The 25,939-nt window shown below is 67.5% G+C and carries 24 protein-coding genes and 2 tRNA genes; 9 read left to right on the forward strand and 17 right to left on the reverse strand.

Going from position 1 to position 25,939, the window contains the following annotated elements; genetic code table 11:
• Nucleotides 1–134: 134 nt before the first annotated feature.
• The 3 genes from DMB37_RS10540 to leuC form a co-directional block, all read right to left on the reverse strand.
• A complete protein-coding gene (locus DMB37_RS10540) occupies nt 135–797 on the reverse strand; it encodes an HU family DNA-binding protein (protein ID WP_107658468.1) in 663 nt (220 codons plus the stop codon).
• 156 nt (nt 798–953) lie between these two features.
• Nucleotides 954–1,562: a 3-isopropylmalate dehydratase small subunit gene (gene leuD / locus DMB37_RS10545; protein ID WP_135232543.1), complete on the reverse strand. Its 609-nt coding sequence runs from the start codon at nt 1,560–1,562 to the stop codon at nt 954–956.
• Between the two features lie 35 nt (nt 1,563–1,597).
• Nucleotides 1,598–3,019: a 3-isopropylmalate dehydratase large subunit gene (leuC, locus tag DMB37_RS10550; RefSeq protein ID WP_135232544.1), complete on the reverse strand. Its 1,422-nt coding sequence runs from the start codon at nt 3,017–3,019 to the stop codon at nt 1,598–1,600.
• 163 nt (nt 3,020–3,182) lie between these two features.
• On the opposite strand from leuC, the gene DMB37_RS10555 reads away from it, so the two are divergent.
• The 3 genes from DMB37_RS10555 (at nt 3,183) to DMB37_RS10565 (ending at nt 4,781) form a co-directional block, all read left to right on the forward strand.
• Nucleotides 3,183–3,884 carry an IclR family transcriptional regulator gene (locus DMB37_RS10555; RefSeq protein ID WP_135232545.1) on the forward strand — a complete coding sequence of 234 codons (702 nt, stop codon included), beginning with the start codon at nt 3,183–3,185 and terminating at the stop codon, nt 3,882–3,884.
• A 33-nt stretch (nt 3,885–3,917) separates the two neighbouring features.
• Entirely contained in the window at nt 3,918–4,418 is a 501-nt protein-coding gene (locus DMB37_RS10560; RefSeq protein WP_107658472.1) for a pyridoxamine 5'-phosphate oxidase family protein, read from the forward strand.
• 156 nt (nt 4,419–4,574) lie between these two features.
• The gene (locus tag DMB37_RS10565; protein ID WP_107658473.1) at nt 4,575–4,781 is read left to right on the forward strand and encodes a DUF5302 domain-containing protein; all 207 of its coding nucleotides are present in this window, start codon (nt 4,575–4,577) and stop codon (nt 4,779–4,781) included.
• Between the two features lie 503 nt (nt 4,782–5,284).
• On the opposite strand, the gene DMB37_RS10570 is transcribed toward DMB37_RS10565, so the two are convergent.
• From DMB37_RS10570 to DMB37_RS10585, 4 genes are all read right to left on the reverse strand, one after another.
• Nucleotides 5,285–5,357, reverse strand: a tRNA-Glu gene (locus tag DMB37_RS10570).
• A gap of 150 nt (nt 5,358–5,507) precedes the next feature.
• Nucleotides 5,508–5,579 (reverse strand) — tRNA-Gln (locus tag DMB37_RS10575).
• A 135-nt stretch (nt 5,580–5,714) separates the two neighbouring features.
• Complete coding sequence (gene gltX, locus DMB37_RS10580; RefSeq protein ID WP_135232546.1) at nt 5,715–7,187, reverse strand: glutamate--tRNA ligase; 1,473 nt, start codon at nt 7,185–7,187, stop codon at nt 5,715–5,717.
• A gap of 48 nt (nt 7,188–7,235) precedes the next feature.
• Nucleotides 7,236–8,012 carry a fumarylacetoacetate hydrolase family protein gene (locus DMB37_RS10585; protein WP_107658475.1) on the reverse strand — a complete coding sequence of 259 codons (777 nt, stop codon included), beginning with the start codon at nt 8,010–8,012 and terminating at the stop codon, nt 7,236–7,238.
• A gap of 204 nt (nt 8,013–8,216) precedes the next feature.
• Here DMB37_RS10585 and DMB37_RS10590 point away from each other — a divergent pair, with 204 nt between their 5' ends.
• Together DMB37_RS10590 and DMB37_RS10595 are read left to right on the forward strand one after the other, a co-directional pair.
• Entirely contained in the window at nt 8,217–9,401 is a 1,185-nt protein-coding gene (locus DMB37_RS10590; RefSeq protein WP_135232547.1) for an MFS transporter, read from the forward strand.
• A 266-nt stretch (nt 9,402–9,667) separates the two neighbouring features.
• Complete coding sequence (locus DMB37_RS10595) at nt 9,668–10,276, forward strand: TetR/AcrR family transcriptional regulator (protein WP_135232548.1); 609 nt, start codon at nt 9,668–9,670, stop codon at nt 10,274–10,276.
• Between the two features lie 12 nt (nt 10,277–10,288).
• Here DMB37_RS10595 and DMB37_RS10600 read toward each other — a convergent pair whose 3' ends face one another.
• The 3 genes from DMB37_RS10600 to serA all read right to left on the reverse strand — a co-directional run bounded on the left by DMB37_RS10600 (nt 10,289) and on the right by serA (nt 13,801).
• A complete protein-coding gene (locus DMB37_RS10600; protein ID WP_240772324.1) occupies nt 10,289–10,891 on the reverse strand; it encodes a Uma2 family endonuclease in 603 nt (200 codons plus the stop codon).
• 156 nt (nt 10,892–11,047) lie between these two features.
• Entirely contained in the window at nt 11,048–12,055 is a 1,008-nt protein-coding gene (locus DMB37_RS10605) for a 3-isopropylmalate dehydrogenase (RefSeq protein WP_107658478.1), read from the reverse strand.
• A gap of 147 nt (nt 12,056–12,202) precedes the next feature.
• Complete coding sequence (serA, locus tag DMB37_RS10610; RefSeq protein WP_135232549.1) at nt 12,203–13,801, reverse strand: phosphoglycerate dehydrogenase; 1,599 nt, start codon at nt 13,799–13,801, stop codon at nt 12,203–12,205.
• 146 nt (nt 13,802–13,947) lie between these two features.
• Between serA and DMB37_RS10615 the strand changes: the two genes are divergently transcribed.
• Together DMB37_RS10615 and DMB37_RS10620 are read left to right on the forward strand one after the other, a co-directional pair.
• The gene (locus tag DMB37_RS10615; protein ID WP_135232550.1) at nt 13,948–14,502 is read left to right on the forward strand and encodes a TetR/AcrR family transcriptional regulator; all 555 of its coding nucleotides are present in this window, start codon (nt 13,948–13,950) and stop codon (nt 14,500–14,502) included.
• Between the two features lie 74 nt (nt 14,503–14,576).
• Nucleotides 14,577–16,283, forward strand: a complete 1,707-nt coding sequence (locus DMB37_RS10620; RefSeq protein WP_135232551.1) for an alpha/beta fold hydrolase — start codon at nt 14,577–14,579, stop codon at nt 16,281–16,283.
• 688 nt (nt 16,284–16,971) lie between these two features.
• Here DMB37_RS10620 and DMB37_RS10625 read toward each other — a convergent pair.
• Nucleotides 16,972–17,859: a LysR family transcriptional regulator gene (locus DMB37_RS10625; RefSeq protein ID WP_135232552.1), complete on the reverse strand. Its 888-nt coding sequence runs from the start codon at nt 17,857–17,859 to the stop codon at nt 16,972–16,974.
• Between the two features lie 185 nt (nt 17,860–18,044).
• On the opposite strand from DMB37_RS10625, the gene DMB37_RS10630 reads away from it, so the two are divergent.
• Entirely contained in the window at nt 18,045–19,256 is a 1,212-nt protein-coding gene (locus DMB37_RS10630; RefSeq protein WP_135232553.1) for an MFS transporter, read from the forward strand.
• Nucleotides 19,257–19,303: 47 nt separating this feature from the next.
• Nucleotides 19,304–20,107: a nucleotidyltransferase domain-containing protein gene (locus DMB37_RS10635; RefSeq protein ID WP_135232554.1), complete on the forward strand. Its 804-nt coding sequence runs from the start codon at nt 19,304–19,306 to the stop codon at nt 20,105–20,107.
• A 246-nt stretch (nt 20,108–20,353) separates the two neighbouring features.
• Here DMB37_RS10635 and DMB37_RS10640 read toward each other — a convergent pair whose 3' ends face one another.
• From DMB37_RS10640 to iolC, 6 genes are all read right to left on the reverse strand, one after another.
• Nucleotides 20,354–20,557: a cold-shock protein gene (locus DMB37_RS10640; protein WP_054814460.1), complete on the reverse strand. Its 204-nt coding sequence runs from the start codon at nt 20,555–20,557 to the stop codon at nt 20,354–20,356.
• A 143-nt stretch (nt 20,558–20,700) separates the two neighbouring features.
• A complete protein-coding gene (locus DMB37_RS10645) occupies nt 20,701–21,129 on the reverse strand; it encodes a putative immunity protein (RefSeq protein WP_135232555.1) in 429 nt (142 codons plus the stop codon).
• 183 nt (nt 21,130–21,312) lie between these two features.
• Nucleotides 21,313–23,154: a 3D-(3,5/4)-trihydroxycyclohexane-1,2-dione acylhydrolase (decyclizing) gene (gene iolD / locus DMB37_RS10650; protein ID WP_135232556.1), complete on the reverse strand. Its 1,842-nt coding sequence runs from the start codon at nt 23,152–23,154 to the stop codon at nt 21,313–21,315.
• Entirely contained in the window at nt 23,151–24,038 is an 888-nt protein-coding gene (gene iolB / locus DMB37_RS10655) for a 5-deoxy-glucuronate isomerase (protein WP_135232557.1), read from the reverse strand. Before iolB ends, iolD begins: the two co-directional genes overlap by 4 nt.
• A 34-nt stretch (nt 24,039–24,072) precedes the next feature.
• Nucleotides 24,073–24,966: an aldolase gene (locus tag DMB37_RS10660; RefSeq protein ID WP_135232558.1), complete on the reverse strand. Its 894-nt coding sequence runs from the start codon at nt 24,964–24,966 to the stop codon at nt 24,073–24,075.
• A gap of 33 nt (nt 24,967–24,999) precedes the next feature.
• Complete coding sequence (gene iolC / locus DMB37_RS10665) at nt 25,000–25,938, reverse strand: 5-dehydro-2-deoxygluconokinase (protein WP_135232559.1); 939 nt, start codon at nt 25,936–25,938, stop codon at nt 25,000–25,002.
• Nucleotide 25,939: the final 1 nt, after the last annotated feature.

Consider the following 25,939-nt stretch of genomic DNA (forward strand, 5'->3'; position numbering starts at 1 on the left):
CAGCCCCCTCAAAGACAGCCCCAGACAACCGAAACGGCCCCGGAGGCATCCTCCGGGGCCGTGTTCGATCGGTACAGCGGGTGATTCGGCCGCACGACCGGTCACCCGGCGCCAATACCGTACTGGCGCAGTATCTAGCGGCGACCGCGAGCGGGCGCCTTCTTGGCGGCCGACTTCTTGGCCGGAGCCTTCTTGGCGACCGTCTTCTTGGCCGCGGTGACCTTCTTGGCCGGCGCCTTCTTGGCGGCGGTGACCTTCTTGGCAGGCGCCTTCTTCACGGCCGTCTTCTTGGCAGCCGTCTTCTTGGCGGGAGCCTTGGCCGCAGTCGTCTTGCGAGCAGCGGTCTTTGCGGGCGCCTTCTTGGCGGCCTTCTTCGCCGTGGTCTTGGCCGGGCCCTTCGTGGGGGTGGCCTTCTTGGCGGCGGTCTTCTTGGCCGCCGTCTTCTTGGCAGCCGCCTTCTTCGCCGCCACCGGGGCATTCACGCCGCGCTTGACGGCGGGACCGCTCTGGGCGAGCTTCTGCTTACCCGCGATCACGGCCTTGAACTGAGCGCCCGGACGGAACGCAGGCACCGAAGTGGGCTTCACCTTGACGGTTTCGCCGGTGCGCGGGTTCCTGGCAACTCGAGCCGCACGCTTGCGCTGTTCGAACACACCGAATCCGGTGATTGTGACGCTCTGACCCTTGTGCACCGCGCGCACGATGGTGTCGACCACATGCTCGACTGCCGCGGTGGCCGTGCGCCTATCAGTACCCAACTTTTCGGTCAGAACGTCGATCAGTTCCGCCTTGTTCATTGAATCCTCCGCAGACTAATGGCCCGTCGTCGGACCGACTAGGTACCACGGTAAACCCACTTTGGGCAAGAGTCTATGTGCCACGCCAAAATTCATGTGGTTTAGCACACGTCCAGCTATCGGCCCCCTTGCCATCCAGCTAACACCCCGGGGTGTTTAGGACTGCGAAATACGTGCCGGGAGGGTAGTGGGTTTCCATGCTGGCCTTGCGTTTTCGAACTCGGCGATGGTGTCGCTGCGGCGCAGGGTGAGCCCGATGTCGTCCAATCCTTCGAGCAGACGCCACCGTGTGTAGTCATCAATATCGAACGGCAACACGGCGGTTCCGGCGGTCACCGTGCGCGCCTCGAGGTCCACAACCAATTCGAGTCCGGGCTGTTCCTCGAGCAACTTCCAGAGCATTTCGACATCGTTCTGTGACATCTGAGCGGCCAACAGCCCGCCCTTACCGGCATTGCCACGGAAGATGTCGGCGAACCGGGACGAGATCACCACCCGAAAGCCGTAGTCCGACAGCGCCCAAACGGCGTGCTCACGCGACGATCCTGTGCCGAAATCCGGGCCCGCTACCAGCACACTTCCCCGGTTGTACGGCTCGTTGTTCAGAATGAAGTCCGGATCGTTACGCCACGCGGCGAAGAGTCCGTCCTCGAATCCGGTGCGAGTCACCCGCTTCAGGTACACAGCCGGGATGATCTGGTCGGTATCGACATTGGAACGGCGGAACGGCACGCCGATCCCCTTGTGCACGGTGAAGGCTTCCATTGATTCTCCTGAGTCGGTAGGGGTATCGCGTCCGGTCAGTCCAGATCCGCAGGCGAGGACAGGGTTCCGCGAACCGCCGTCGCGGCCGCTACGAGCGGGGAAACCAGGTGCGTACGGCCACCTTTGCCCTGTCGGCCCTCGAAGTTCCGGTTCGACGTCGAGGCGCAGCGCTGCCCCGGTTCGAGCTGATCCGGATTCATTCCCAGGCACATTGAGCAGCCCGCCTGCCGCCATTCGGCGCCCGCCGCGGTGAAAATCTCGCCCAGTCCTTCTAATTCAGCCTGTGCGCGAACCCGCATCGACCCCGGTACAACCAACATTCGCACCGAGTCGGCGACCTTGCGTCCCTTTAAAATCCCGGCCACCGCACGCAAATCCTCGATGCGCCCGTTGGTGCACGATCCGACGAATACGGTGTCGACCGAGACCTGCCGAAGCGGAGTGCCCGGCTCCAAATCCATGTACCGCAGCGCTTTCGCGGCGGACTCACGCGCCGTCTCATCGGCGATCTGGGCGGGGTCCGGCACCGATTCGCCGAGCGGCGCGCCCTGTCCCGGGTTGGTGCCCCAGGTGACGAACGGGGTCAGGTCGCTCGCGTCGATGTGCACCTCGGCGTCGAACACCGCGCCCTCGTCGGTCTTCAGCGCTTCCCAGGCGGCCACTGCTGCCGTCCAGTCGGCTCCCTGCGGCGCGTGCGGGCGTCCTTCGAGGAATTCATAGGTCGTTTCGTCCGGAGCGATCATGCCGGCCCTGGCGCCCGCTTCGATGGACATGTTGCAGATGGTCATTCGCGCCTCCATCGACATGGCCCGAATCGCCTCGCCGCGGTACTCCAGCACGTAGCCCTGGCCGCCGCCGGTGCCGATTTTGGCGATGACGGCCAGAATCAGGTCCTTGCTCGTCACACCGGGGGCCAACGTGCCGTCCACGGTGATCGCCATCGTCTTGAACGGGCGCAGCGAGAGTGTCTGGGTGGCAAGGACATGTTCGACCTCGGAGGTGCCGATGCCCATCGCCAGCGCGCCGAACGCGCCGTGGGTCGAGGTGTGACTGTCCCCGCACACCACCGTCATTCCCGGCTGCGTGAGGCCGAGCTGGGGGCCGACGACGTGCACGATGCCCTGGTCCAGATCGCCCATCGGATGCAGGCGCACACCGAATTCCGCGCAGTTGCGGCGCAGTGTGTCCACCTGGGTGCGCGAAATCGGGTCCGCGATGGGCTTATCGATGTCGGCGGTCGGGACATTGTGGTCCTCGGTCGCGATGGTCAGATCGGGCCGCCGGACCGGCCTGCCCGCCGCCCGGAGGCCGTCGAAGGCCTGCGGGCTGGTCACCTCGTGCACGAGATGCAGGTCGATGTAGATCAGGTCGGGTTCGCGCCCGACGCCCTCGCCCGAACCGCGGGCTACGACGTGCTGCTCCCACACCTTTTCGGCCATGGTGCGTGGCTGTGCCATTTCTCGATCACCTTTCGACGAGCATCCGGTCGCGGTCCGGGCTGGGAGCGCGGGGCGGCTGCACAAGTTTTCGGATATGCGAGGTCGGATGCCCCGTGGGAGATTCCGCGTGGGGAACACCCAGCAGTGGATTTCCCAGCATCCGAGACGCTAGTATCGTTCTATGAGACAGCATAGCGGCATCGGCGTCCTCGACAAAGCAGTGGCGGTGTTGTACGCCGTCGCCGAGCACCCCTGCGGTCTCAACGAGCTGTGCGCCCGTACCGGCCTGCCCCGCGCCACCGCCCATCGGCTGGCCGTCGGCCTGGAAGTGCACCGGCTGCTGGCCCGCGACAACACCGGAATGTGGCGACCGGGCCCCGCCCTCGCCGAGCTCGCCGCGGGCGCCACCGATCCGCTGCTGGAGGCCGCGTCGGCCATCCTGCCCCGATTGCGCGAGATCACCGGCGAAAGCGTCCAGCTGTACCGCCTGGACGGCAATGCGCGCATCTGTGTCGCCGCCTTGGAACCACCCGTCGGACTCCGCGACACCGTCCCCGTCGGCGCGCGACTGCCACTCACCGCGGGCTCCGCCGCCAAAGTGCTGCTCGCCTGGGCCGATCCCGACCTGCAACGCACCATCCTCGCCGACGCCGTCTTCGGCGAACGCGCGCTGACCGAGGTGCGCAAGCGCGGCTGGGCACAGAGCGCGGCCGAACGCGCGTCGGGCGTGGCCAGCGTTTCCGCCCCCGTGCGCGACGCCGGCGGCACCGTGATCGCCGCCGTCTCGGTCTCCGGCCCGATCGACCGCATGGGCCGCAGGCCCGGCGCCCGCTGGGCCGCCGACCTCGTCGCCGCCGCCGAAGCCCTGCACAAGCGCCTATAACACGTTCTAGAAATGACCTTCTAGAGTGAGTCCATGGGAGTCAACCAACGGGCACAGATCGTCATGTCCGACACCGAGATCACCGAGTTCCTGGAGCGCAGCCGCATCGCCACCCTGGCGACCATCGGCCCCAAGGGCACGCCGCACCTGACCGCCATGTGGTACGCGCTCATCGACGGCGAGCTGTGGTTCGAAACCAAGGCCAAGTCGCAGAAAGCCGTCAACCTACGCCGCGACCCCCGCATCACCTGCATGATCGAGGCCGGCCAGACCTACGACCAGTTGCGCGGCGTCTCCCTCGAGGGCCACGCCGAGATCATCGACGACCCCGACAAGCTCTACGCCGTCGGTGTCAGCGTCTGGGAGCGCTACACCGGCCCGTACAGCGAAGACGTCCGCCCGATGGTCGAGGCCATGCTGCACAAGCGCACCGCCATCCGCGTCGTCGCACACCGCATTCGCAGCTGGGATCACCGCAAGCTCGGCCTCCCCCAGCTCCCCCTGGGCGGCACCACCGCCCAATACCTCGACTGACCCGCCTATGCGTTGCGGCACAGCCCCCCGACGCACCCCGATATCGACCTGACATCGCCCCCCTCCGGCGACTAACGTCGAACCGTTCGACACGAATCGGCCGAAACCCGCTGGAACTCTTCCGCGGCGCCCGGCCGCCACCACGAGGAGACGGCGATGACGGAACCGGATAGTTCCCCGAGCTCGAGCAACACCGAGGGCACCAGCGCCGACGAGCTGAAGCGCAAGTTCAAAGAGGCGCTCGACCGCAAAAACCAGCACAACGCCCGCACCGCCGACCACCTCGACGGCCGCTCCAAGGGCGCCAACGCCACCCACGGCAGCGCCAGCCACAAGCGCGAATTCCGCCGCAAGAGCGGATAACCCCCGCAGCCGAAAAAGGCCCTCCGGTCACCGACCGGGGGGCCTTCGCTGTACTCGGGCCACCGTTCCGCCCCCGGGGACTACCCGCAGCCGAAGCCGCACACCGTCTCCGCCACCCGTCCACCGTGGACTGGGTGCGCGGATGCCACGGAGTCTGCGTGCCTCCCAACGAGGCCGCCCCCGCCCCGCAGAGATACGGCTCGTAACGAGACCGTGCAGGCTCGCCAACAAAATCCGCACCGCTTCTAGGGATCCGCACCAACTCTGGACGCCCGAAAGCAGTGCGTATCCCAAAACGTAGTGCGGCTACCACCGCAGGCAGACAACATCGCCGAACCGAACGATCCCCACCTCACCGCCCCCATGCGCGCCGAAGGCGAAGCCTCTCGGCCGGGGGTCCGGGGCGGCGAAGCCCGCCGGGCGGGGTTTGGGGGTTGCACCCCCAAAAAACATTGCGAAACAGACAAGGCCCATGCCCCATGGGCATAGGCCTTGCATCTGTGTAGCCCCGACGGGATTCGAACCCGCGCTACCGCCTTGAGAGGGCGGCGTCCTAGGCCGCTAGACGACGGGGCCAGGACTGCTTCTCGTTTGCACGAGGAGCACCTTTGGTTGATCTTTCGATCAGGAGGCTCGGCTAGCTTAGCTGGCCGGAGCGTGGCGACCAAATCGCCAGCTGCTGTACTGATTTCGGCCGCGCAACCGATCTCGACAACAATCTCTCCGCTGGGGTACCAGGACTCGAACCTAGAATGGCTGAACCAGAATCAGCTGTGTTGCCAATTACACCATACCCCAATGACCAGGTCTTTCAGCCTCGCGTCTGGGTGACTGCGAGGCCTTGTTCCGAGCCGAGAAGAAGAGTACCAAACGGCTACGGGTTAACTACAAATCGCCTGGTCAAAGCCTTGTTTTCGGCCTGTTTCGCCGTTTTCAGGCAGTTGCCGACCACTCCAGCGCGGAGCGCAGCCGCGCGAGGCTTGCTTCGCGGCCGAGCAGTTCGAGCGACTCGTACAGTGGCGGGCTGATGTGTGATCCGGTCACCGCGACGCGCACGGGCGCGAATGCCTTGCGCGGTTTGAGGCCCAGTTCATCGATCAGCGCGGTTTTCAGCGCTTCTTCTATAGCGGATGTCGACCACTGCGCGAGTGGCTCCAGCGCAGTAATAGCAGCTTGCAATACCGGGGTTGCGTCGGCGCCGAGATTCTTGGCTCCCGCGGCGGGGTCGATCGCAAATTGTTCGGCGGGCGCCAACAGGAAACGCAACAGTTCCCAAGCATCGGACAAGACGACGATCCGGGTCTGCACGAGTTCGGCCGCCGCGGCGAAGATCTTCTCATCGATTTCGGCACCGATATGACCATGTTGGGTCAGGTACTCACGCAGTCGGTTGCTGAAATCAGCGGGTTCCAGCAATCTGATGTGCTCAGCGTTGAGCGCATCGGCCTTCTTCTGATCAAATCTGGCCGGATTCGAATTTACTTTCGATATGTCGAACGCAGCAACCATCTCCGCCATGGTGAACAGGTCGTGGTCGTCTGCGATGCTCCAGCCGAGAAGTGCCAGGTAATTCAGCAAACCTTCCGGGATGAATCCGCGGTCCCGATGGACGAACAGATTCGACTCGGGATCGCGCTTGGACAACTTCTTGTTGCCCTGTCCCATGACGAACGGCAGGTGACCGAACTCCGGCGTGAAGTCGGCCACGCCGATCCGGCGCAGGGCGCCGTAGAGCGCGAGCTGGCGCGGCGTCGAGGAGAGCAGGTCCTCACCGCGCAACACGTGAGTGATCTTCATCAAGGCGTCGTCGACCGGGTTGACCAGCGTGTACAACGGATCGCCGGTGCCGCGGGTGAGTGCGAAGTCCGGCACGGTGCCCGCCTTGAAGGTGGTCTCGCCGCGCACCAGATCGTGCCAGCTGAGGTCCTCGTCGGGCATCCGGAGGCGAATCACCGCGGGGCGCCCGGCATCTCGGTACGCCTCGATCTGCTGCGCGGTGAGCTCGCGATCGTAGTTGTCGTAGCCGAGCTTCGGGTCACGGCCTGCCGCGCGATGACGCGCCTCGACTTCCTCTGGCGTGGAGAAGGATTCGTAGGCCTCCCCCGCCTCGAGCAGGCGCCGGACCACATCGAGGTGCAGATCCTTGCGCAGCGACTGGCGGTACGGCTCGTACGGGCCGCCGACCTCCGGACCCTCGTCCCAGGTGAGGCCGAGCCAGCGCATCGCGTCGAGCAGCGCGCGGTAGGAGTCCTCGGAATCCCGTGCCGCGTCGGTGTCTTCGATGCGGAACACGAACTTTCCACCGTGGTGCCTGGCGTAGGCCCAGTTGAACAGCGCCGTGCGGATCAGGCCGACGTGCGGCGTCCCGGTCGGCGACGGGCAGAAGCGGACCCGTACTTCAGTCATGGCTCTCTTTCGACTAGCTGACCATTACCAGTGACCGGCAAGCAGTCACTAGCGGTGCTTGGCGGCAACGGGATTGATGAGGGTGCCGATGCCCTCCACGGTCACGGACACTTGCTGGCCGGCCTGGACCGGGCCGACGCCCTCGGGCGTCCCGGTGAGGATCACGTCACCGGGCAGCAAGGTCATCACCGTGCTGATCCATTCGATGAGCTTCGGAATGTCGTGCAGTAGAAGCGAAGTGCGGCTGCGCTGGCGGACTTCGCCGTCGAGCTCGGTGACGATCTCCAGATCCGAGGGATCCAAGGAGGTTTCGATCCACGGGCCGAGCGGGCAGAAGGTGTCGTAGCCCTTGCCCCTGGTCCACTGGCCGTCATGGCGCTGCTGGTCGCGCGCGGTCACGTCGTTGGCGACGGTGTAGCCGAGCACCACGTCCAGCGCGCGAGCGGCGGGCACGTCCTTGCACGGGCGGCCGATGACGACGGCGAGCTCGCCCTCGTAGTCGACCTGAGAGGAGCTGGGCGGCAGAATGATCGGCGCGTTCGGCCCGATGATCGAGGTATTGGGCTTGAGGAAGATCACCGGATCTTCCGGTGCGGGCCCGCCCATTTCGGCCGCGTGCGCCGCGTAGTTCTTGCCGATACACACCACCTTGCTCGCCAGGATGGGCGCGAGCAGGCGCACATCGGCCAGCGGCCAGCTCCGCCCGGTGAATGTCGGCGTACCGAACGGGTGTTCCGCGATTTCCTTCGCGATGCTGTCGCTTCCGTCCCCCTCGATGCTGACGAACGCGACCCCATCGGGACTGGCTACTCGACCTAGACGCATGCCGGGCAGTCTATCGACCGGCTTCCACCTGCCCGAACGCGCCCAACCGAGCGGTACGCGCGGCCACGCACCGGCGGGTTGCGCCGACTGTGAGCAGACCGACATCCACTGCCCGTAATCCACTTGCCCGTCCGGTGTAACGTAAGCCTCGCCGTTCACTCAATGGGATCACATTCCCAAATAATGAGATACGAGGTGAGGTCGATGGCTACCGTCCCGCAGATCCAGGAGGCTCGACGGTGGTCCATGCTCGGCCTCGGCGTCTTCGCGCAGGCCGCCAGCGCGGTCTTCGTGCACGGTGTCGCCTTCCTGCTGCCCGCGCTGACCGACCGGGGTATGCCGCTGGCCACCGCGGGACTGCTGGTGGCAATGCCCACACTGGGATTGGTCTGCACACTGATCGCGTGGGGGTACGTGGTCGATCGGATCGGTGAACGCAAAGTACTGATCGGAGGTCCACTGCTGATGCTGGCCGCCGGCATCGCGGCGTCGACCACCACCCACGACATCGCTTTGGGCGCACTGCTGTTCCTCGGCGGCATCGGCGCCGCGAGCACCAACGGGGCGAGCGGTCGCCTCATCGTCGGCTGGTTCCCACCGCATCGACGGGGGCTGGCCATGGGAATTCGGCAGACCGCCCAACCGCTCGGCGTCGCCGTCGGCGCGCTGACCGTGCCCGCCGTCGCGGCCACATACGGTGTGCCCGCGGCGATTCTGGTACCGACGATAATGGCAGGCATCGCCGCGGTGGGCTGCCTGATCGGCATCATCGATCCACCGCGCCCCGCCGGCACCGGCACCGATGCGGCGTTGCGCGCCAATCCATATCGCGGCGACTCGACACTGTGGCGTATCCATGCGGTCTCTGTGCTGCTGGTCATACCGCAGGGCACCGTGTGGACTTTCGCACTGCTGTGGCTGCACCGCGACGTGGGCTGGTCGTTGGCCGCCGCGGGAATTCTGGTCACCGCGACTCAAATCCTGGGTGCCGCAGGACGAATCGGCGCGGGCGCCTGGTCCGATCACGTCGGCAGCCGGTTGGGCCCGTTGCGCACCGTCGCCATCGCCGCCGTGCTGTCGATGGCCGGGTTGGCACTGGCTGCGGCGACTCACATCTGGTGGGCCGCAATCCCGTTGCTCGTCGCCGCCTCGGTGATCACGGTCTCCGACAACGGACTGGCCTTCACCGCCGTCGCCGAGATCGCCGGTCCCTACTGGAGCGGCCGCGGCCTCGGCATCCAGAACACCGGACAGAATCTGGCGATGGCCGCGGTCCCGCCGGTGTTCGGCGCGCTCATCAGCACGAGCGGTTTCGCCGCCGCCTACCTGGTTGCCGCCGCGCTGGCGGTGGCCGCCGTCCCCCTGGTACCTACCGGCCGCACCCAATAACCGTCCAGCCCTGACGGATTGACGCCCTATCCGAGCCATCGACCCGCGGGCCGATGCGACGACCATCACTGTGGAAGGTCGGGAACGACTAGGCCACAACACTTTTAGTACAAATGCACCATTCAGCCCACTGAACACGACACCTGCCGCGACCACGCGCGCCGTTGCCGATTACATCGCAGCCCCCACCCCTGTCGCATTTAGCGACACCCTGTCGCCAAGGCGTAGTATGGAGACATTCCGTCGCTATCAGGACCAGGAGCCCGATGCCGAGGATCGACGCACCAACCGTCGCCGAACACCGAGCGAACCAGGAACGTGCCCTGCTCGACGCCGCCCGCATGGTGCTGCTACAGAACGGCCCACAGGCGGTGACGCCCGCCACGGTCGGCGCGGCCGCGGGGCTCGCGCGCAGCAGCGTCTACAAATACTTCCGGTCCGGCGACGAAATCCTGTTCCGGATCGTGGCGGACGCGCTGACGGAATGGGGCGTGCGCCTGCGCGATACGGTCGAACGGGCTGAGACCGCTGCGGGCCAAGTCGAGGCCTACGTGCGAACCACCTTGGCACTGGCCGCATCCGGCGCCCACCGCATCGCCGTGCTCGGCAGCATCCTGCCCCGCGACGAGACCGCCCGGCGCGACCTGGCCGACGCGCACCACGAACTGGCCGCCCCCCTGCGCGCGGCGCTGACCGCCCTCGGCAACGCGAACCCCGAACTGACCGCCGATCTGATCGACGGCGCACTGGCGCGGGCCATCGAACGCATCGATGCGGGCTGTCCGCTCGACGAGATCGCCCCGGAGACAGTCGCGTTCGTCCGCCGCGCGGTCGGCATCAGTCATCGCCCGAGCCGCCACCGCGGCAAGGGCTGATCCCGGCCGGTCTCAAACCGCAAGCAGCGCAGCGGGATCGAAGGTGACCCGAAACGGCTTGTCGGCGTCGACGACCGCATCGAAGATACTGCCGGAACCGACAACAGGGTCGGCGCCATAGCCGCCGTCGCCCAACACCATCCGATGCACCAGCACCTCGGGCTGATGCTCGACGATCCAATACTGCGGAATGCCGACGGCCGCGTACTCGCGCACCTTCCGCACCCGATCGGTGCGTTCGGTCCCGCTGCCCGGCGCGATGACCTCGACGGCCAGCCGCACCTCGGACCCGGGAACTCGCTTGGGCACATCCGCGACCACGGCGGCCCTGGCGACCTCACGGGGAATCACGATGATGTCGGGTTTGCGCACCCCGCTGCGCGTGCTGACCTCCCAGCCGCTGCCGACGCAGAGCTGTACCGCCGCACCGACGGCACCGGCATCGATGAACCGGCCGAGCCGCTGCGTCACGTGGTTGTGCCGCGCGCCGGTGTTCACCTCGACCAGCCAGCCGTCCTCGAGCTCGAAACCCTTTCCGCCGCCGGGCACATCGCGCAGGTCCAGCCCGGCATACGGGCCGACCTGTGGCCGCTGCTTCCCGCGCCGTCCGTTCACCGAACCTCCGTCTCACCAGGTGATCCATCGACAGGCGGCTTGGTGCGGCACACGTCATGGACTCAATCCATGGTTACCACGCCACGTGCGTTTCACACGTACCCGAAAGGTCCCGCACCGGAAGTGCTCCGGCACGGGACCTCGTGGGGGTTTCGCTCAGACGATGGCGGCGATGCGGTCGCCGATCTCGACCGTCGACGCCGAGCCCGCGCGCGCGGCGAGGTCCTTGGCGACGGCGGATTCGATGCGGGCGGCCGCCTCGGTATTGCCGAGATGGTTGAGCAGCAACGACACCGAGAGGATCGCGGCGGTCGGGTCGGCCTTGGACTGGCCCGCGATGTCGGGGGCGCTGCCGTGCACCGGCTCGAACATGCTCGGGTTGGTGCCGGAGGCATCGATATTGCCGCTGGCGGCCAGGCCGATGCCACCGCTCACCGCGGCGGCGAGGTCGGTGATGATGTCGCCGAACAGATTGTCGGTGACGATCACGTCGAACCGGCCCGGATCGTTCACCATGTGAATGGTCGCGGCATCGATGTGCTGGTAAGCCGTTGCCACATCAGGGAATTCGGCCGCGACCTCATCGACGGTGCGCTGCCACAGCGAGCCCGCGAAGGTGAGCACGTTGGTCTTGTGCACCAGTGTGAGGTGCTTGCGGCGGGCCTGCGCCTTGGCGAAGGCGTAGCGCACCACGCGCTCGATGCCGAAGCGGGTGTTGGTGCTGACCTCGGTCGCCACCTCGTGCGGCGTCTGCACGCGGATCGCGCCGCCGGTACCGGTGTAGGGCCCCTCGGTGCCCTCGCGGACGACGACGAAATCGATGTCGGGGGTACCCGCCAGCGGACTGGTCACCCCCGGAAACAGCTTGGACGGCCGCAGATTCACGTGATGATCCAGCGCGAACCTGGTACGCAGCAGCAGCCCGCGCTCGAGCACGCCGCTCGGCACCGACGGATCGCCGATCGCGCCGAGCAGGATCGCGTCGTGCTGCCGCAACTCCGGCAGCACCGAGTCCGGCAGGATCTCACCGGTCGCGTGGTAGCGCTTGGCGCCGAGGTCGTACTCGGTCCGCTCGACACCGGGCTGGACCACGTCGAGCACCTTGAGCGCCTCGGCGATCACCTCGGGCCCGATGCCGTCGCCGGGGATGACAGCAAGCTTCATTGCAACAACGCTCCGTTCAATATCGCCGGCCGCACCGTAACCGGCCGCGCTCAGTGCCCCTATTTCCCGATGCCGCGCACCTTTTCGGCTCCCGCGCACGATGTCGTGCGCGCGGTGCCGATCGGTGCGCGGCGTCCGGGCATTCGATCAGAACAGGTCGACGACGACGACCTTTGCGGCACCGACGGATTCGGCGATCGCGGACTCCACGTCGGCGGGCACCTCACGGTTGACGCGCAGCATCACCGTGGCGCCTTCCTTGTCGACGTCCTGGCTCAGCTGTGCGGCGAGGATGTCGATCCCGGCCTCGCCGAGCTTGGTGCCGATCTTGCCGAGCGCGCCCGGCTTGTCCTCGTAGTTCAGCACGGCCACGTTCAGGCCCTCGGCGCGCATGTCGTAGTTGCGGCCGTTGATGTTGACGATCTTCTGCACCTGCTGCGGCTCGGTCAGCGTGCCCGCCACGTTCAGGGTGCGGCCGTCGCCGAACACCGCGCGCAGGTCGACGACGCTGCGGTGGCTCGGGCTCTCCGACACGGTGTTCACCTGTGCGGTGATGCCGCGCTCCTTGGCCAGGGTCGGCGCGTTGACGAAGGTGACCTGGTCTTCGACCAGTGCGGAGAAGATGCCGCGCAGCGCCGAAAGTTCCAGCACCGCAACGTCTTGCGCGGCGAGCTCACCACGCACCTGCACCTCGACGCTGACCGGCAGTTCGTCGGACAGCGCGCCGAGCAGCGCGCCCTGCTTGCGCACGATGTCGAGCCACGGCGCGACCTCTTCGCCGACGCTGCCGCCGGTGACGTTCACCGCACCGGGCACGAATTCCCCGGCGAGCGCGAGCAATACGGACTTGGCGACGTCGGTGCCCGCCCGGTCCTGCGCCTCGGAGGTGGACGCGCCGAGGTGCGGGGTCACCACGACCTGCGGGAGCTCGAAGAGCGGGCTGTCGGTGCACGGCTCGGTCTCGAACACGTCGAGGCCGGCGGCCCGCACGTGGCCGGACTTGATGGCATCGGCGAGCGCCTGCTCGTCGACCAGGCCGCCACGCGCCGCGTTGACGATGATGACGCCCGGCTTGGTCTTCGCGATGGCTTCCTTGCCGATGATGCCCTTGGTCTCCGGGGTCTTCGGCAGGTGCACCGAGATCAGGTCGGCGCGCTCGAGCAGCTCGTCCAGGCTCAGCAGCTCGATGCCGAGCTGGGCGGCGCGGGCCGGCGACACGTAGGGGTCGTACGCGACGATCTTGGTCTCGAAAGCGGCGAGCCGGGCCGCGAACAGCTGGCCGATGCGGCCGAGGCCGACCACGCCGACGGTCTTGTCGAAGATCTCGACGCCGTTGAACTTGCTGCGCTGCCAGGTGTGCTCACGCAGCGTCGCATCGGCGGCCGGGATCTGGCGGGCGGCAGCGAGCAGCAGCGTGACGGCGTGCTCGGCGGCGGTGTGGATGTTCGAGGTCGGCGCGTTGACGACCATGACACCGCGCTCGGTGGCCGCGGGCACGTCGACATTGTCGAGGCCGACGCCGGCGCGCGCGACGATCTTCAGGTTCTTGCCCGCCTCCAGCACCTCGGCGTCCACCGTGGTCGCGGAGCGCACGAGTAGTGCGTCGGCTTCGGGGACCGCGGCGAGTAGAGCCGGGCGGTCAGGGCCGTCGACCCACCGAACCTCGACTCCGTCACCGAGCGCGTCGACGGTCGACTGGGCAAGCTTGTCGGCGATCAGGACAACAGGACGGCCTGCTTGGCTCACTGTGGAGTACTCCTGGGGAAAGGGGTCGGCAATTACCGCCGATCAGCTTAGTGGGCGTCGTTTCGGCATGTGCTACCCCCTGGTAAGGCGGCCGTCGTCAGTATGACCCATTGGTCAAATTATGCAGACCGGTCTACTGTTGCGGCATGGGCGCCAAAGGAACCGAGACGCGCGGCAAGCTGATCGACGCCACCCGCGGACTGGTGGAGAAGCACGGCTACTTCGGCGCGGGCCTCAACCAGATCATCGAGACCAGCGGCGCACCGCGCGGCTCGCTGTACTTCCACTTCCCCGGCGGCAAGGACCAACTCGTCGCGGCAGCCGTCGCCCAGTCGGGCAACGAGATCACCGCGCTGATCGACGCGGTCGCGCCCGGTGACACCGCGGCTGCGGCGACCAGCTTGCTCGCCGCTTTCGGCGATCGGCTGGAAGCCTCCGACTGGCACCAGGGCTGCCCGGTCGCCACGGTCACCCTCGACGTCTCCGCGGCGAACGACACGATCCAAGCCGAATGCGCCGCCGCGTACACGGCATGGGAGCAGGCGCTGCGCATTCGATTGCAGGCCGACGGCCGCTCGGACGCGGCGGACTTGGCCGCGGCCGTCCTCGCCATGATCGAGGGCGCTTTGCTGTTGGCGCGGGCGCAGCGCAGCCGCGAGCCGCTCGAGCGGGTGGCGCGGACGATTCGCACGATGCTCTGATCCGATTCGGCGTTGTGCCACAGGTTTTCGCAGGTCTACAGAATATGTAGACCAGTCTATTAAGGAGAGATGTATTGACCGCCAGCCTCGTTGTCGGCGCCGCCGGGTTCATCGGCCGCGCCGTAGTCGAACAGCTGCTGAAGCAAGGCGGGACCGTCACGGCCGCCCTGCGGCCGGGAAGCGAGAACCGGCTCGCCGGATGGCTGGAGTCGCGCGCCGTCGACCAGACCCGGCTCCGCGTCGTGCCCTGTGACATCACCGCGAAAGATCTCGGCCTGCCTGCCGAGCTCGACACCTCCGGCATCCAGGACGTCTACAACTGTGCGGCGCGTTTCGCTTTCGGCCTCGACAAGGACGATGCGTACGCGGTGAACGTGACCGGCGCGCTCAACGTGCTCGACTGGGCGGCGGAACTGCCTGCCCTGCGGCGCGTCGTCCACATCACCGGCTATCGCGTCACCGTCGAGGACTTCGGCGAACGGCACCACGAGCGCGGGGCTTACGAGGCCTCCAAGGTCGAGTCGGACCCGATGCTGCGGCGGCGGGCCGCCGAGCGCGGCACTCCGCTCACCATCGCCAACCCGAGCAGCGTGCTCGGTCCCGGCCAATACGTCGGGCTCGCAAGCATTGTCGCGGATCTATGGCACGGCAGGCTCGCAGCGATCCCCGGCGGCCGCGAAACCTTCCTTCCGATAGTCGATCTGGACTACTTCGCGACCTTCCTGACCGCCTTGCCGAGCCAGGACGACACGGTGGGCAGATCCTTCACGGTGCTCGATCCCCGAACCCCGGTGCTGCCGGACCTGATTCGGCTGCTCGCGCGACATCTGGGGGTGCGTGCGCCGCGCTTCTCGATTCCGGTCGGTGTGCTCGAGAAGCTGCCGCGAGCGCTCACCGGCGCCGACCCCGAGTCGCTGCCGTTCATCGCCGACGACCGCTACGACACCACGGCCGCCGAGGAGGTCGCGCGGCGGGCCGGAATCACCATGCCGCACACCGAGACCGTGCTGCGCACCTGGGCCGATCACCTGGTGTCGAGCCGGTTCGGCGCCGTCGAGGCGGATCCGACCGCCGGATTCGCGGACGGCACTTGGGTTTCCGGGGATCGGGAGAATCCCGCGTATGTGCTCTTGCCCGGGCTGCCTCTCGACGGCGACTCCTGGGTGGCGGTGCGGGCGGCACTCGAAGCACCGAGCCTGGTCGCCGATCTGCCCGGTCTCGGACGGTCGGCCCCCGGCGACATCTATGACGTGCTACCGCGATTGATGAGTTCCGTGCGCAGTCGTCCGGTGCTGGTCGGTCATTCACTCGGCTGCGGTCCGGTGCTGCGGTACGCCGCGGCGCATCCGGAGCGCATCGCCGGCGTCGTCCTGGTGTCGCCCGCGTTTCTTCAGCCGCCCACCGGTTGGCTGCTGCGTTCCCCGCTGACCGCGGTGGCGTTGCGGCGAATGTCGGCCGCCACCTTGGCAGCTCGGCTGGGTATACCCGTAGGCCCCGCGACAGCCGCCGCCGCCAACTTGCGGCGGCCAGGAGTGGCAGCGCGCACGGTCGCGGCGCTGCGACGGGCGAGCGCAGCCGCTCGGCGACACGAGTTGACGGAACTGCTGGCGGGGATCACTGTGCCGGTGCGGATCGTCGTCGGCGCCGAGGACCCGCTCTCGGTGGCCGTGCCGCACGAACCGATCGTTATCGAGGGCACCGGCCACTACCCCCAGTTGACTCATCCGGATCAGGTCGCGGCCGAGATCGCCCGGTTGGACGTCGACGCGCAAGCGCGCTGACCGCACGAGGAGGGCCCCGCACCACTGGGGTGCGGGGCCCTCTCCGGAATCGCGCTCAGCGGCGCGAGACCCGGTCGATCACTCGACCATCACGTTGATTCAGCGGCCGCCGAAGGATCCCGTCCACAGGGTGTTGACAATTCCGTGGAGAGCGGCACCGAAGGTGTCCAGGAAACCGCCGAGGGCAGCGCTACCGGTGTCGATGATAACGGGGATCATTTAAATACCTCTTCGTTGAAAGACCATCCAGTTGTACTGGCTGACACAAGACACATCGGCGTCTCGACAAAGTCGGTTACTAATTTTCGCTGTTTAGTGATGCAGGTTACAGTCACATCACGAAGAACACCTGGTCAGGTGACCATTTGGGTTCATGCCCGGAGAACCATGGGCTTGACCACGTCGTATGCGTCGACGCCGGTGCGCGGGGATGGCCACAGCGGTAAACATGACAATCTTCTAAGAAATCGTTGGGACCCGAATAAGAGGGGCATTATCGCCAGCTCTGAACTCGGACATTTACGACAAGTACGACCGGCGCATAAAACGCTGTAACAAGCGCTCGAATTCTTCGATCTCTCCCACTAGAAGCACTCGTGTGCGCTTCGCCGAACAACAGCATCCAGTCGCCGAATCAGCCCTGGATAAACCTGGCGCGCAATACCGTTCGCCGCCTCCGCAATGCCGCTCAGCCGACCGCTGCGACAGCCCGGGAAAACGCCCGCACCCGAGTGGTTTCGCGGTTGCGATGCCAGACCAGGCCGAGCCGGGAGTGCGCCAACCCGGTCACCGGCACGAAGCGCACCTCCGGCCGGTCGTGGTACACAGCGGTCGGATGACACAGCAGCATCGCGCCCTGGCCGGCCGCCACCAACTCGATCCCCTCCCGCAGGGTGCCGACGCCCGGACCCGCCGGAACGGGCCGACCGCCCGGCGTGACATCCAGCGACTGCGCGCGCCGCCAGTACTGCGGCGCGGGCCCGCGCACACCGATCAACGCGAACTCGGCGAGATCTTCCGGCGACAAGCTGGCCCGTGCCGCGAGCGGATGCTCGTTGTGCACCGCCAACATCTGCGGCTGCTCCGAAAACACCTGTCCGAGAACGAGATCACTCTCCCCCATCGGCAGCAGCACCACGGCGATATCGACCTCGCCGCGCTGCACCGGACCGAACGGGTCGGCCAGCGGAATCTCGATCACCTCGGTGCCGCAGTGCGGGAACCTGCGCGCGAACAGCGCGAGAGCATCCGTCAGATTCTCGCTGGTCGAACCCTGGAAACCGATGCGCAGCACTCCCTCCATGCCGCGCGCGGCGGCCCGGACACCGTCCACCGTCGCACGCAGCGCGGCATACGCGGGCTGTAGGTCGGCGAGGAAGTCCGCGCCGAGCGGCGTGAGCGCGACCTTGCGACTGGTGCGCTCGATCAACCGCGCGCCCACCCGGTGCTCCAGCGCGCGCAGCAGTTGGCTGACCCGGCCCTGCGAGACGTACAGACGTTCGCCCGCGCGTCCGAAGTGCAGTTCCTCGGCGAGGACCAGGAACGCCTCGAGCTCGCGCACCTCCAAGCCGCTCACGACCACGCCTCGCTGACGCTCGGCTCCGTCATGTGCGGCGCGCGCAGGCACACGATTCGTCCGCTGCGCTTACTCATGACTGCGCCTCGCTCATCGGCTTCCCTCTCACCGTCGATTAGTCCAGCTCATAGAACGATGAGACCTTCGCCGTTGTTTCCACCAGGCATGATCAGTTGGCTGGAGTCATGACACAGGTTGAGGAAATCGCGAGTCCGGCACCGGCAGCGCGCGATTCGGCACTGCGCGGCTGGCTCGGCGTCGCTGCCGTGACCGGGGCCACTTTCACGGTCGTCACCTCGGAGATGCTTCCGGTCGGGTTGCTCACTCCGATCAGCGCGACATTGCGGGTCAGCGAGGGTGCGGCGGGGCTTTCGCTGACGGCCACCGGCCTGGTCGCCGCGCTGTCCGCACCGCTGCTCACCGCCGCGCTCGGCCGCACCGACCGCAGGCTCGTGCTCTGCGCGCTGCTCGCGGTGCTGACGGTGGGCAATGTCGGCGCGGCGTGGGCGCCGAACTTCGCGGTCATGATGGGGGCCAGGGTGTTGGTCGGCGTCGGGATCGGCGGGGTCTGGGCCATCGCGGCGAGCATGGCGGCGCGACTGGTCCCGCCGAAGTCGGTCGGCACCGCTACCGCGCTGGTCTACAGCGGCGTCGCGGTGGCCTCGGTGATCGGCGTCCCCGCCGGAACCTACATCGGCGCACTCGCCGGATGGCGTGCCGCGTTTCTCGTCATTGCCGGGCTCGCGGTGGTCTTGCTGGTCGCGATCGCCGTACTGCTACCGAGATTGACTGCTACGCAGGCGGTTCCGCTTCGGGACACCCTGCGATTGACACGAGAACCACAGTTACGCACCGCATTGCTGGTCGTCGCGTTCCTGGTGACGGGGCACTTTGCCGCCTACACCTACATCCGCCCGCTGCTGGAGAAGGTGACCGGCATCGGCGCGAGCGCCATCGGCACCCTGCTCCTGGTGTACGGAATCGCCGGTGTCCTCGGCAATTTCGGCTCGGGCGCCGCAGGCGTGCGCAACCCGCGCCGGACGCTGATCACGATCGGCATCCCGCTGGCGGTCACCGTGCTGTTGATACCGGCACTCGGCGGATCGCTGTGGCTCGCGGTCGTGCTGATGGTGGTGTGGGGGCTGTCCTACGGCGGGGTGTCGGTCACCTCGCAGAATTGGGCCTTCGCCGCGGCACCCGACGCACGCGAGGCGGCATCCTCACTCAACGCCGGTGTCTTCAACGCCGCCATCGCCCTCGGCGCGTTGGTGGGCGGGCGCACAGCGGACGCGTTCGACGTCACCTCCGCGATGTGGCTCGGCGGCGCGCTGGTCCTCATCGCGCTGACCATCGCCGCGGTCAGTCGCCCGGCAGCAGCCCGCGAGCTGCGCGGATAGCTGAAAACCAGATGCGGTCGTGATCATCGGCCGCCTAGCATCGGCGCATGGCCCTACGCGCGATCCCCGCTTCGATGGACCCGACGGTAGTCGGGTCCATCGACTTCGAGCTGGACCGAGTCGAGCGCGAGCACCGCGTCTCGGTCCGGCTCGCCATCGAAAGCGGCAGCCGCGCCTGGGGTTTCCCGTCGCCGGATTCCGACTACGACTGCCGGTTCGTCTACATCGCGAGCCTGGATACCTATCTCTCGCCCTGGCGCACCCGCGACGTCATCGAGACGCCGCTGACCGGTCTGCTCGACGTGAACGGCTGGGACCTGGCCAAGGCGCTGCGCCTGCTGGTCGCGGGCAACGCCGTGCTCATCGAATGGCTGATGTCGCCGATCGTGTATCGCGGCGATACCCGGTTCCGAGATGACCTGCGCGCCTTGGCCGACGAGGTCGCCGACCGCAACCGGGTGGCCCGGCACTACCTGCACCTGGGTGCCAAGCAGTGGGAGTTGTTCGACCGCAACCGATCACTGAAGAAGGTGTTCTACTCGCTGCGCCCGGCCATGGCACTGCGCTGGCTGCGCGAACATCCCGGCGCGGCGGTGGCGCCGATGCACCTGCCGACCCTGATGGACGAGTGCGACCTGCCCGCCGAACTGGTTGCGGCGGTGGCGGAGTTGACCGAGCTCAAGTCGCGGACCCGCGAAATGGGCAGCGGGGCAGTGCCGGTGCCGATCGCCGCGTTCATCGAGGCCGAATTCGCCCTGGCGGCAGATGCTTTCCCGAAGACCACGGACCCGGACCTCGACCGCGCCCGTAGCCTCACCGCGGAGTTCTTCCGCGCCGAGGCACAGCAGTAACCACCGCTCATTCGGCGGCGGCGGCCGCCGCGTACGCCTGAGCAAGGCGGTGCGTGGCGGCCGGCCGGTCCTGCCCCGGACGGGGAAGATCCACAGGCGACGCTGCCCGGCTACCGGGTCAGCTCGGTGGTCCGCTCCCCCGCGGTCACTCCCATGTGCATTTCAGCAAGGCCTGAGAGGTCCCCGGAAATGGGGAAAGGCCCCGCACCGTGCCGGTGTGGGGCCTTTCGAAAGCTTGGGAGCGAATCAGAGGACGCGAACGTCCTGCGCCTGCGGGCCCTTCTGGCCCTGGCCGATTTCGAACTCCACGCGCTGCCCCTCATCGAGGGACCGGAAACCCGCGCCGCTAACGGCCGAGTAATGCACGAAGACGTCGGGGCCTCCGCCGTCTTGCGCGATGAAGCCGAAGCCCTTCTCGCTGTTGAACCACTTCACAATGCCCTGAGCCATTTCATACTTTCTGTAGACGAGCCAGATTCTGGCAAATGGAATGCCCTGGTCTCGTAGATCAACGATGCCATGATCCGACGAATTTCTCCACATCTTCCCCCGTCAACTGTGAGCAATACAACGCTGACGTGGGGTTGTTGCCTTCACCTCCCATGCTCTGACAGGCCCCGATCCGGGAAAACCACCCGAAACAGACGTTCGGGAACCTGAGCTTGTTGCCAGGCGCGTTCGTCGTCCCCCTCCGACGAATCGGCCTGTACCGCCTGCATCGCATAGTTGGCCGCATGCACCGCGTGGCCTGCGATATGAGCGGTGGCCGCGGCATGCCCGGCCGCCCGCGCGGCGAAAGCGGCGGGTCCGGTGGTCTCGCGCGCGGCGTCATGGGCGGCGAAAGCGGCTTTGCGCGCTTCCGGCATCGTCAGATCGCCGTGCACCCACGCTCGGGCGGCCTCGATCGCCTCGGCCGGTCGCGGATCCTGGGGTCGCGCGCGCTCGAAAAGCGGCAGCACGTGCTCGGCGCATGTGGCCGCCCACAGCGCCAACGCCGTGTGGTCGACCCTGTTGAGGGTCACCGACCCGCTCTGATCGCCTCGGTCCGCACAGGCTTTCCCCTTCTCGACGCAGGTGGTCGCCGATGCCGGGCCACGTCCAGTTACCTTGTGCCGCAAGGGCCATCACTACCAGCGCAGCACTGCGCCGCTAAGTCATCCTACGACTTTCTGCCCCGTCGCGCAGCCCCCACGTTCGTCCCCGGTTCACGGTTGCAGATAGCGCACCTGACGCGGTTTCGCGGCGGCGTAGGCGGCGCTGCCGGACAGATGTTCGGGGACACCGACCTCCCACCAGGCGCCGGCTTCGGTCCAGGACGACGGCTGTGTACGGATCACCAGCACGGCCGGGCGGGATTCGCGGACCGCGGCCTCCCGCGCGCGGGCGTAGGCGTCGCGGAATTCGGCCAGGTCGGCGGCGGTGAAGACGGCACAGCCCAGTGCGCGAGCGTGCGCGGCGAAGTCCACCCGCGGCGGCTCGTCGTGGGCGCTGCGGCAGTCGGCGTAGAAATTGTTGAACGGCGCGCCGCCTTGGCCCTCCTGAAGACGGGCGATCACCGCGTAACCGTCGTTGTCGCAGACGACCGCGACGAACGGGTGTCCGGCGAAGGCCGCGGAGAACAGTTCGGAGTTCAGCATGAGGTAGGAGCCGTCGCCGAGCATGGTGGTGACCAGGCCGTCGGCGTGCGCCATGGCCGCGCCCCAGGCGCCGGCGAGTTCGTAGCCCATGCAGGAGAAGCCGTATTCGACGTCCATGCTCGCAGCGCCGCCGGTGGCGCGCCAGCCGCCGACGAGTTCACCGGGCATGCCGCCCGAGGCGGTCATGACGTAGTCGTTCGGTCCGCTGAGCTCGTTGACGATGCCGACTACCTGGGCGTAGCTGGGGGTGCCCGGGGTGTGGCCGCGCAGCTTGTCGATGTGGGCGTCCCAGGTGCCGCGCTGGGCCGCGGCGCGGGCGGACCATTCGGGTTCGACGCGCCATTCGCGCAGGTGATCGGCCAGATCGCGGACCGCCGCGGCCGCGTCGCCGACTACCGCGAGCGCGCCGTGCTTGACCGCGTCGAACCGTGCGGTGTTGACGGTGACGAGGCGGATTTCTGGTGCGAAGACCGTCCACGAGGCGGTGGTGAAATCCTGCAGGCGGGTACCGACGGCGAGGACCAGGTCGGCTTCGGCGGCCATCGTGTTCGCCGAGGTCGACCCGGTGACGCCGAGTGGACCGGCGTAGAGCGGATGGTCGTGCGGCACCAGGGTCCGGCCCGCCGTGGTCTCCACGATCGGAATCCCATGGCGCTCAGCGAATTCGAGAGCCGCGCTGCCCGCGCCCGAGTAACGGACACCGCCGCCGAGCACCAGCAGCGGCCGCGCGGAGTTACGCAGCGCCGTGGCGGCGTCGGCCAGCGAGCGCTCGTCGGCGCGCGGGCGCAGGATGCGATGGACGATCGGCTCGAACAGGGCGTCGGGGAAGTCGTAGGTCTCGGCCTGGACGTCTTGCGGCAAGGCGAGAGTGACCGGACCGGCCTCGGCCGGGTCGGTGAGCACCCGAACCGCCTGGGGCAGGGTGGAAATCAGCTGTTCGGGACGGGTGATCCGATCGAAGTACCGGCTCACCGCACGGAAGGCGTCGTTGACCGTGGCGGTGGCGTCGCCGAAGTGCTCGACCTGCTGGAGGACCGGATCGGGGGCGCGGGTGGTGAAGGTGTCGCCCGGAAGCAGCAGCAGCGGAAGGCGATTGGCGTGCGCGACCCCGGCGGCGGTCACCATGTTCAACGCGCCGGGCCCGATCGATGAGGTGGCCACGCCGATCTGCCGCCGATGGGTGGCTTTGGCATAGCCGACGGCCGCCAAGGCCATGCCCTGCTCGGTATGCCCGCGCCAGACCGGGATTTCGTCCCTGCGCTCTTGCAACGCGGTGCCGAGACCGAGCACGTTGCCGTGCCCGAAGATGCCGAAAACCGCAGGGAACAACGGTACTTCGCGACCGTCGAGAGTTTCGGAGCGTTGGGCGACCAGCCAGGCCACCAGTGCCTGTGCCGCAGTCAGTTTCATCCGAGCCGTCCTTCGTGGTTGGTGATCGGGCAGCGCGGATCGCGGACTTCGGTGTCCCAGGTGCCGCGCACCCAGCTGTGCACCGGGTCGTCGCAGAAGGCCATCGAACGCTCCGGGGCGGGGCCGGCGAGCACGTTCAGGTAGTACATCGGGTAGCCGGGCGCGGCGATGCACGGGCCGTGGTAGCCCCGTGGGACGAGGAAGACATCGCCGTCGCGCACCACGACGTTTTCGTCCAGCTCGCCGTCCGCGGTGTACGTCCGATGGATTCCGAATCCGTCACGTGACGGAGTACTGCCGTCCCGTCCGGCGATGCGGAAGTAGTAGATCTCCTCGTTCACGACCTCACAGTCGCTCGCCTCGTCGTGCTTGTGCGGCGGATAGGACGACCAGTTGCCGTCCGGGGTGATCAGCTCGCAGGCATTGAGTTTGTCGGCGTGGTCCCAGACGCCGGGGACTCCGAAGTTGGTGACCTGACGGGTGGCTCGGCCCGCGCCGCGGATATCGATCGGGACCTGTTCCGCGGGGCCATATTTCGGATCGAGGCGGTTGGTACAGCGTGCCATGGGCAGGGCGAGCTCCATCGCCGCGTCGGCCGTCAGCTCGACCTCGGCGTCGCGGGGGAGGTAGGCGAAGTCGGTCACCCGCGTGAAAACCGATTCCCGGCCGGACAATTCGAACGTCGCGCCGTCGACACGGACGGTGCACGCGCCGGCCAGCGGCAATACGAACGCTTCGTACTCGCCGGTCTCCAGCTTTCGGGTTTCCCCGGCGGCCAGGCGCAGCACCCGCAGGCCCGTGTAGGTCCATCCGGCGTCTTCCGGGGCCAGACGGATCGGATCGCCGCCGTGGCTCAGTGTTCCAGCTGGTCTATGCAGCCTCATCGCAATCCCCGCCTCGATTCCGGACGATCAACTCTCATCGCGTCTCCTTCAGCATCTTGGCGGCTGCGTCGACGGCTGCGCCCACGTCACCGTCGGGCGGATACAGCAGGGTCCGGCCGACGACCAGGCCGCGAACCACGTCGTGGCCCAGCGCGCCGTCCCAGAACGCGAGGTCGGCGACCGGGTCGCCGGAGGGGGCACCGCCGAGCACGACGACCGGCAGGGTCGTCGCGTCGAGGACCGAAATATCCTGCGGGGCAGGAATCTTCAGCCAGGTGTAGGCCGAGGTCACGCCGAGGCCGGAGGCGACCGTGATCGCCCGGGACAAAGCAGGCGCATCCTTGGCCATCACCAGGGCGCCGGATTTGTCGCGGTGGTACGGCAATGGCTCGACCATGGCCATGAGCCCGTTCGCCGCGAGTTCGGAGACCGCCTGTGCACACGCCTGCAAAGTCGGGACCGTGCCCGCATCCGAATCGACGAGGCGCAGCAGCATTTTGCCGCCGTCGAGGCGGAATCGGGCGAGCGAGTCTGCGTCGTATCCGGTGAAGCGGTCGTCGATCTCCCATTCGGCGCCGGCGAGCCCGCCCCGGTTCATGGAACCGATGACGACCTTGTCGTCCAAGGCATCCAACAGCAGCAGCTCCTCGACCACGTCCGGCGAGCCGAGCACGCCGTCGACATCCGGGTGGGCCAGCGCGATCAGCAGCCGCTCCAGCAGCATTCGCCGGTCCGCCATGGCGGTCAGGTCCGAGCCGACGCCGAGGGCGCCGCGGGCCGGGTGGTCCGCGGCGACCAGGAACAGAGTGTCCTTGTCCGCCAGCAGGTTCGGGCGGCGGACGCGTTTCGCATAAGCCCGTTCGACCGCCGCCGGGTCCGTCGCGCGGACGCGCAGCAGCTCACGCCAGCGTTCGTCGGTCAAATGCACCGTAGGTTCTCCATTTCTGTCTCGCGCGCCGCCTCAGCGGCACAGCAGGTCCTCGATCTCCGAATCCGTCGGCATGGCGTCCGCGCATGCCAGCCGGGACGCCACCAGGGCGCCCGCGGCATTGGCGTAAGTGGCGATGCGGTGCGGATCCCAGTCCGCGAGCAGGCCGTGAATCAGCGCACCGCCGAAGCCGTCGCCCGCACCGAGTCCGCAGACCACCTCGACGCGACACGGCGGCACCGTCCAGCGTTCGTACTCGGTCGCCACGAGCACGCCCTCGGCGCCGCGCTTGATCACCGCGAGCCGGACACCGCGCGCGAGCAGGCGGTCGGCGGCCTCGTCGGGATCGGCTGTCCCCACGGCGACTTGAACCTCGGCACGGTTACCGACGACCACATCGACGTGGTCGACCATCCAGCCGATCTCGGCGCTGGCGGTGTCGGCATCCGGCCAGAACATCGGCCGATAGTCGAGGTCGAGCACGGTGTGCCCGCGGCGATTCCGCCGTTCGAGGATGCGGCGCTGGGTGCTGCGTCCGGGCTCCGCGCTCACGCCGGTGCCGGTAACCCACAGCAGCGGAACCGAATCCACCACGTCCCACGGCACCTCGTCCTCGGTGAGGGTGAGGTCCGGCGCGATGGGCGCGCGATAGAACAGCAGCGGCGGGTCGGCGGGCGGCTTCAGCGCGCAGAAGACCACGGGCGTCAGCAAATCCGGCGCCGTGCCCACGTAGTCCGCCGAGACACCGAAGTCCGCCAACGCCGTTCGCACATAATCGCCGAAGCCGTCCGGGCCGACTTTGGTCAGTACGGCGCTGCGGCGGCCCAGTCGCGCGGCGGCCACCGCGACGTTGGTCGCGGTGCCGCCCAGGAACTTCGCGAAGGACTCGACCTCGGCCAAGCCGACGCCGCTCTGTTGCGGGTAGAGGTCCACGCCGACGCGTCCGATGGTCAACGCTTCCAAGCCGGTCACG

The organism is Nocardia sp. CS682 (assembly GCF_004634405.1).
Lineage (GTDB): Bacteria > Actinomycetota > Actinomycetes > Mycobacteriales > Mycobacteriaceae > Nocardia > Nocardia ninae.

Excerpts from the sequence above, each read along its gene's own strand:
- leuC (WP_135232544.1), bottom strand. The coding sequence starts at position 3,019 with ATGGCACAGCCACGCACCATGGCCGAAAAGGTGTGGGAGCAGCACGTC.
- leuD (WP_135232543.1), bottom strand. The coding sequence starts at position 1,562 with ATGGAAGCCTTCACCGTGCACAAGGGGATCGGCGTGCCGTTCCGCCGT.
- iolB (WP_135232557.1), bottom strand. The coding sequence starts at position 24,038 with ATGAGGCTGCATAGACCAGCTGGAACACTGAGCCACGGCGGCGATCCG.
- DMB37_RS10640 (WP_054814460.1), bottom strand. The coding sequence starts at position 20,557 with ATGGCTCAGGGCATTGTGAAGTGGTTCAACAGCGAGAAGGGCTTCGGC.
- DMB37_RS10585 (WP_107658475.1), bottom strand. The coding sequence starts at position 8,012 with ATGCGTCTAGGTCGAGTAGCCAGTCCCGATGGGGTCGCGTTCGTCAGC.
- DMB37_RS10635 (WP_135232554.1), top strand. The coding sequence starts at position 19,304 with ATGGCCCTACGCGCGATCCCCGCTTCGATGGACCCGACGGTAGTCGGG.
- DMB37_RS10565 (WP_107658473.1), top strand. The coding sequence starts at position 4,575 with ATGACGGAACCGGATAGTTCCCCGAGCTCGAGCAACACCGAGGGCACC.
- DMB37_RS10595 (WP_135232548.1), top strand. The coding sequence starts at position 9,668 with ATGCCGAGGATCGACGCACCAACCGTCGCCGAACACCGAGCGAACCAG.
- iolD (WP_135232556.1), bottom strand. The coding sequence starts at position 23,154 with ATGAAACTGACTGCGGCACAGGCACTGGTGGCCTGGCTGGTCGCCCAA.
- DMB37_RS10555 (WP_135232545.1), top strand. The coding sequence starts at position 3,183 with ATGAGACAGCATAGCGGCATCGGCGTCCTCGACAAAGCAGTGGCGGTG.
- DMB37_RS10540 (WP_107658468.1), bottom strand. The coding sequence starts at position 797 with ATGAACAAGGCGGAACTGATCGACGTTCTGACCGAAAAGTTGGGTACT.
- gltX (WP_135232546.1), bottom strand. The coding sequence starts at position 7,187 with ATGACTGAAGTACGGGTCCGCTTCTGCCCGTCGCCGACCGGGACGCCG.
- DMB37_RS10605 (WP_107658478.1), bottom strand. The coding sequence starts at position 12,055 with ATGAAGCTTGCTGTCATCCCCGGCGACGGCATCGGGCCCGAGGTGATC.
- DMB37_RS10615 (WP_135232550.1), top strand. The coding sequence starts at position 13,948 with ATGGGCGCCAAAGGAACCGAGACGCGCGGCAAGCTGATCGACGCCACC.
- DMB37_RS10630 (WP_135232553.1), top strand. The coding sequence starts at position 18,045 with ATGACACAGGTTGAGGAAATCGCGAGTCCGGCACCGGCAGCGCGCGAT.
- DMB37_RS10560 (WP_107658472.1), top strand. The coding sequence starts at position 3,918 with ATGGGAGTCAACCAACGGGCACAGATCGTCATGTCCGACACCGAGATC.
- DMB37_RS10590 (WP_135232547.1), top strand. The coding sequence starts at position 8,217 with ATGGCTACCGTCCCGCAGATCCAGGAGGCTCGACGGTGGTCCATGCTC.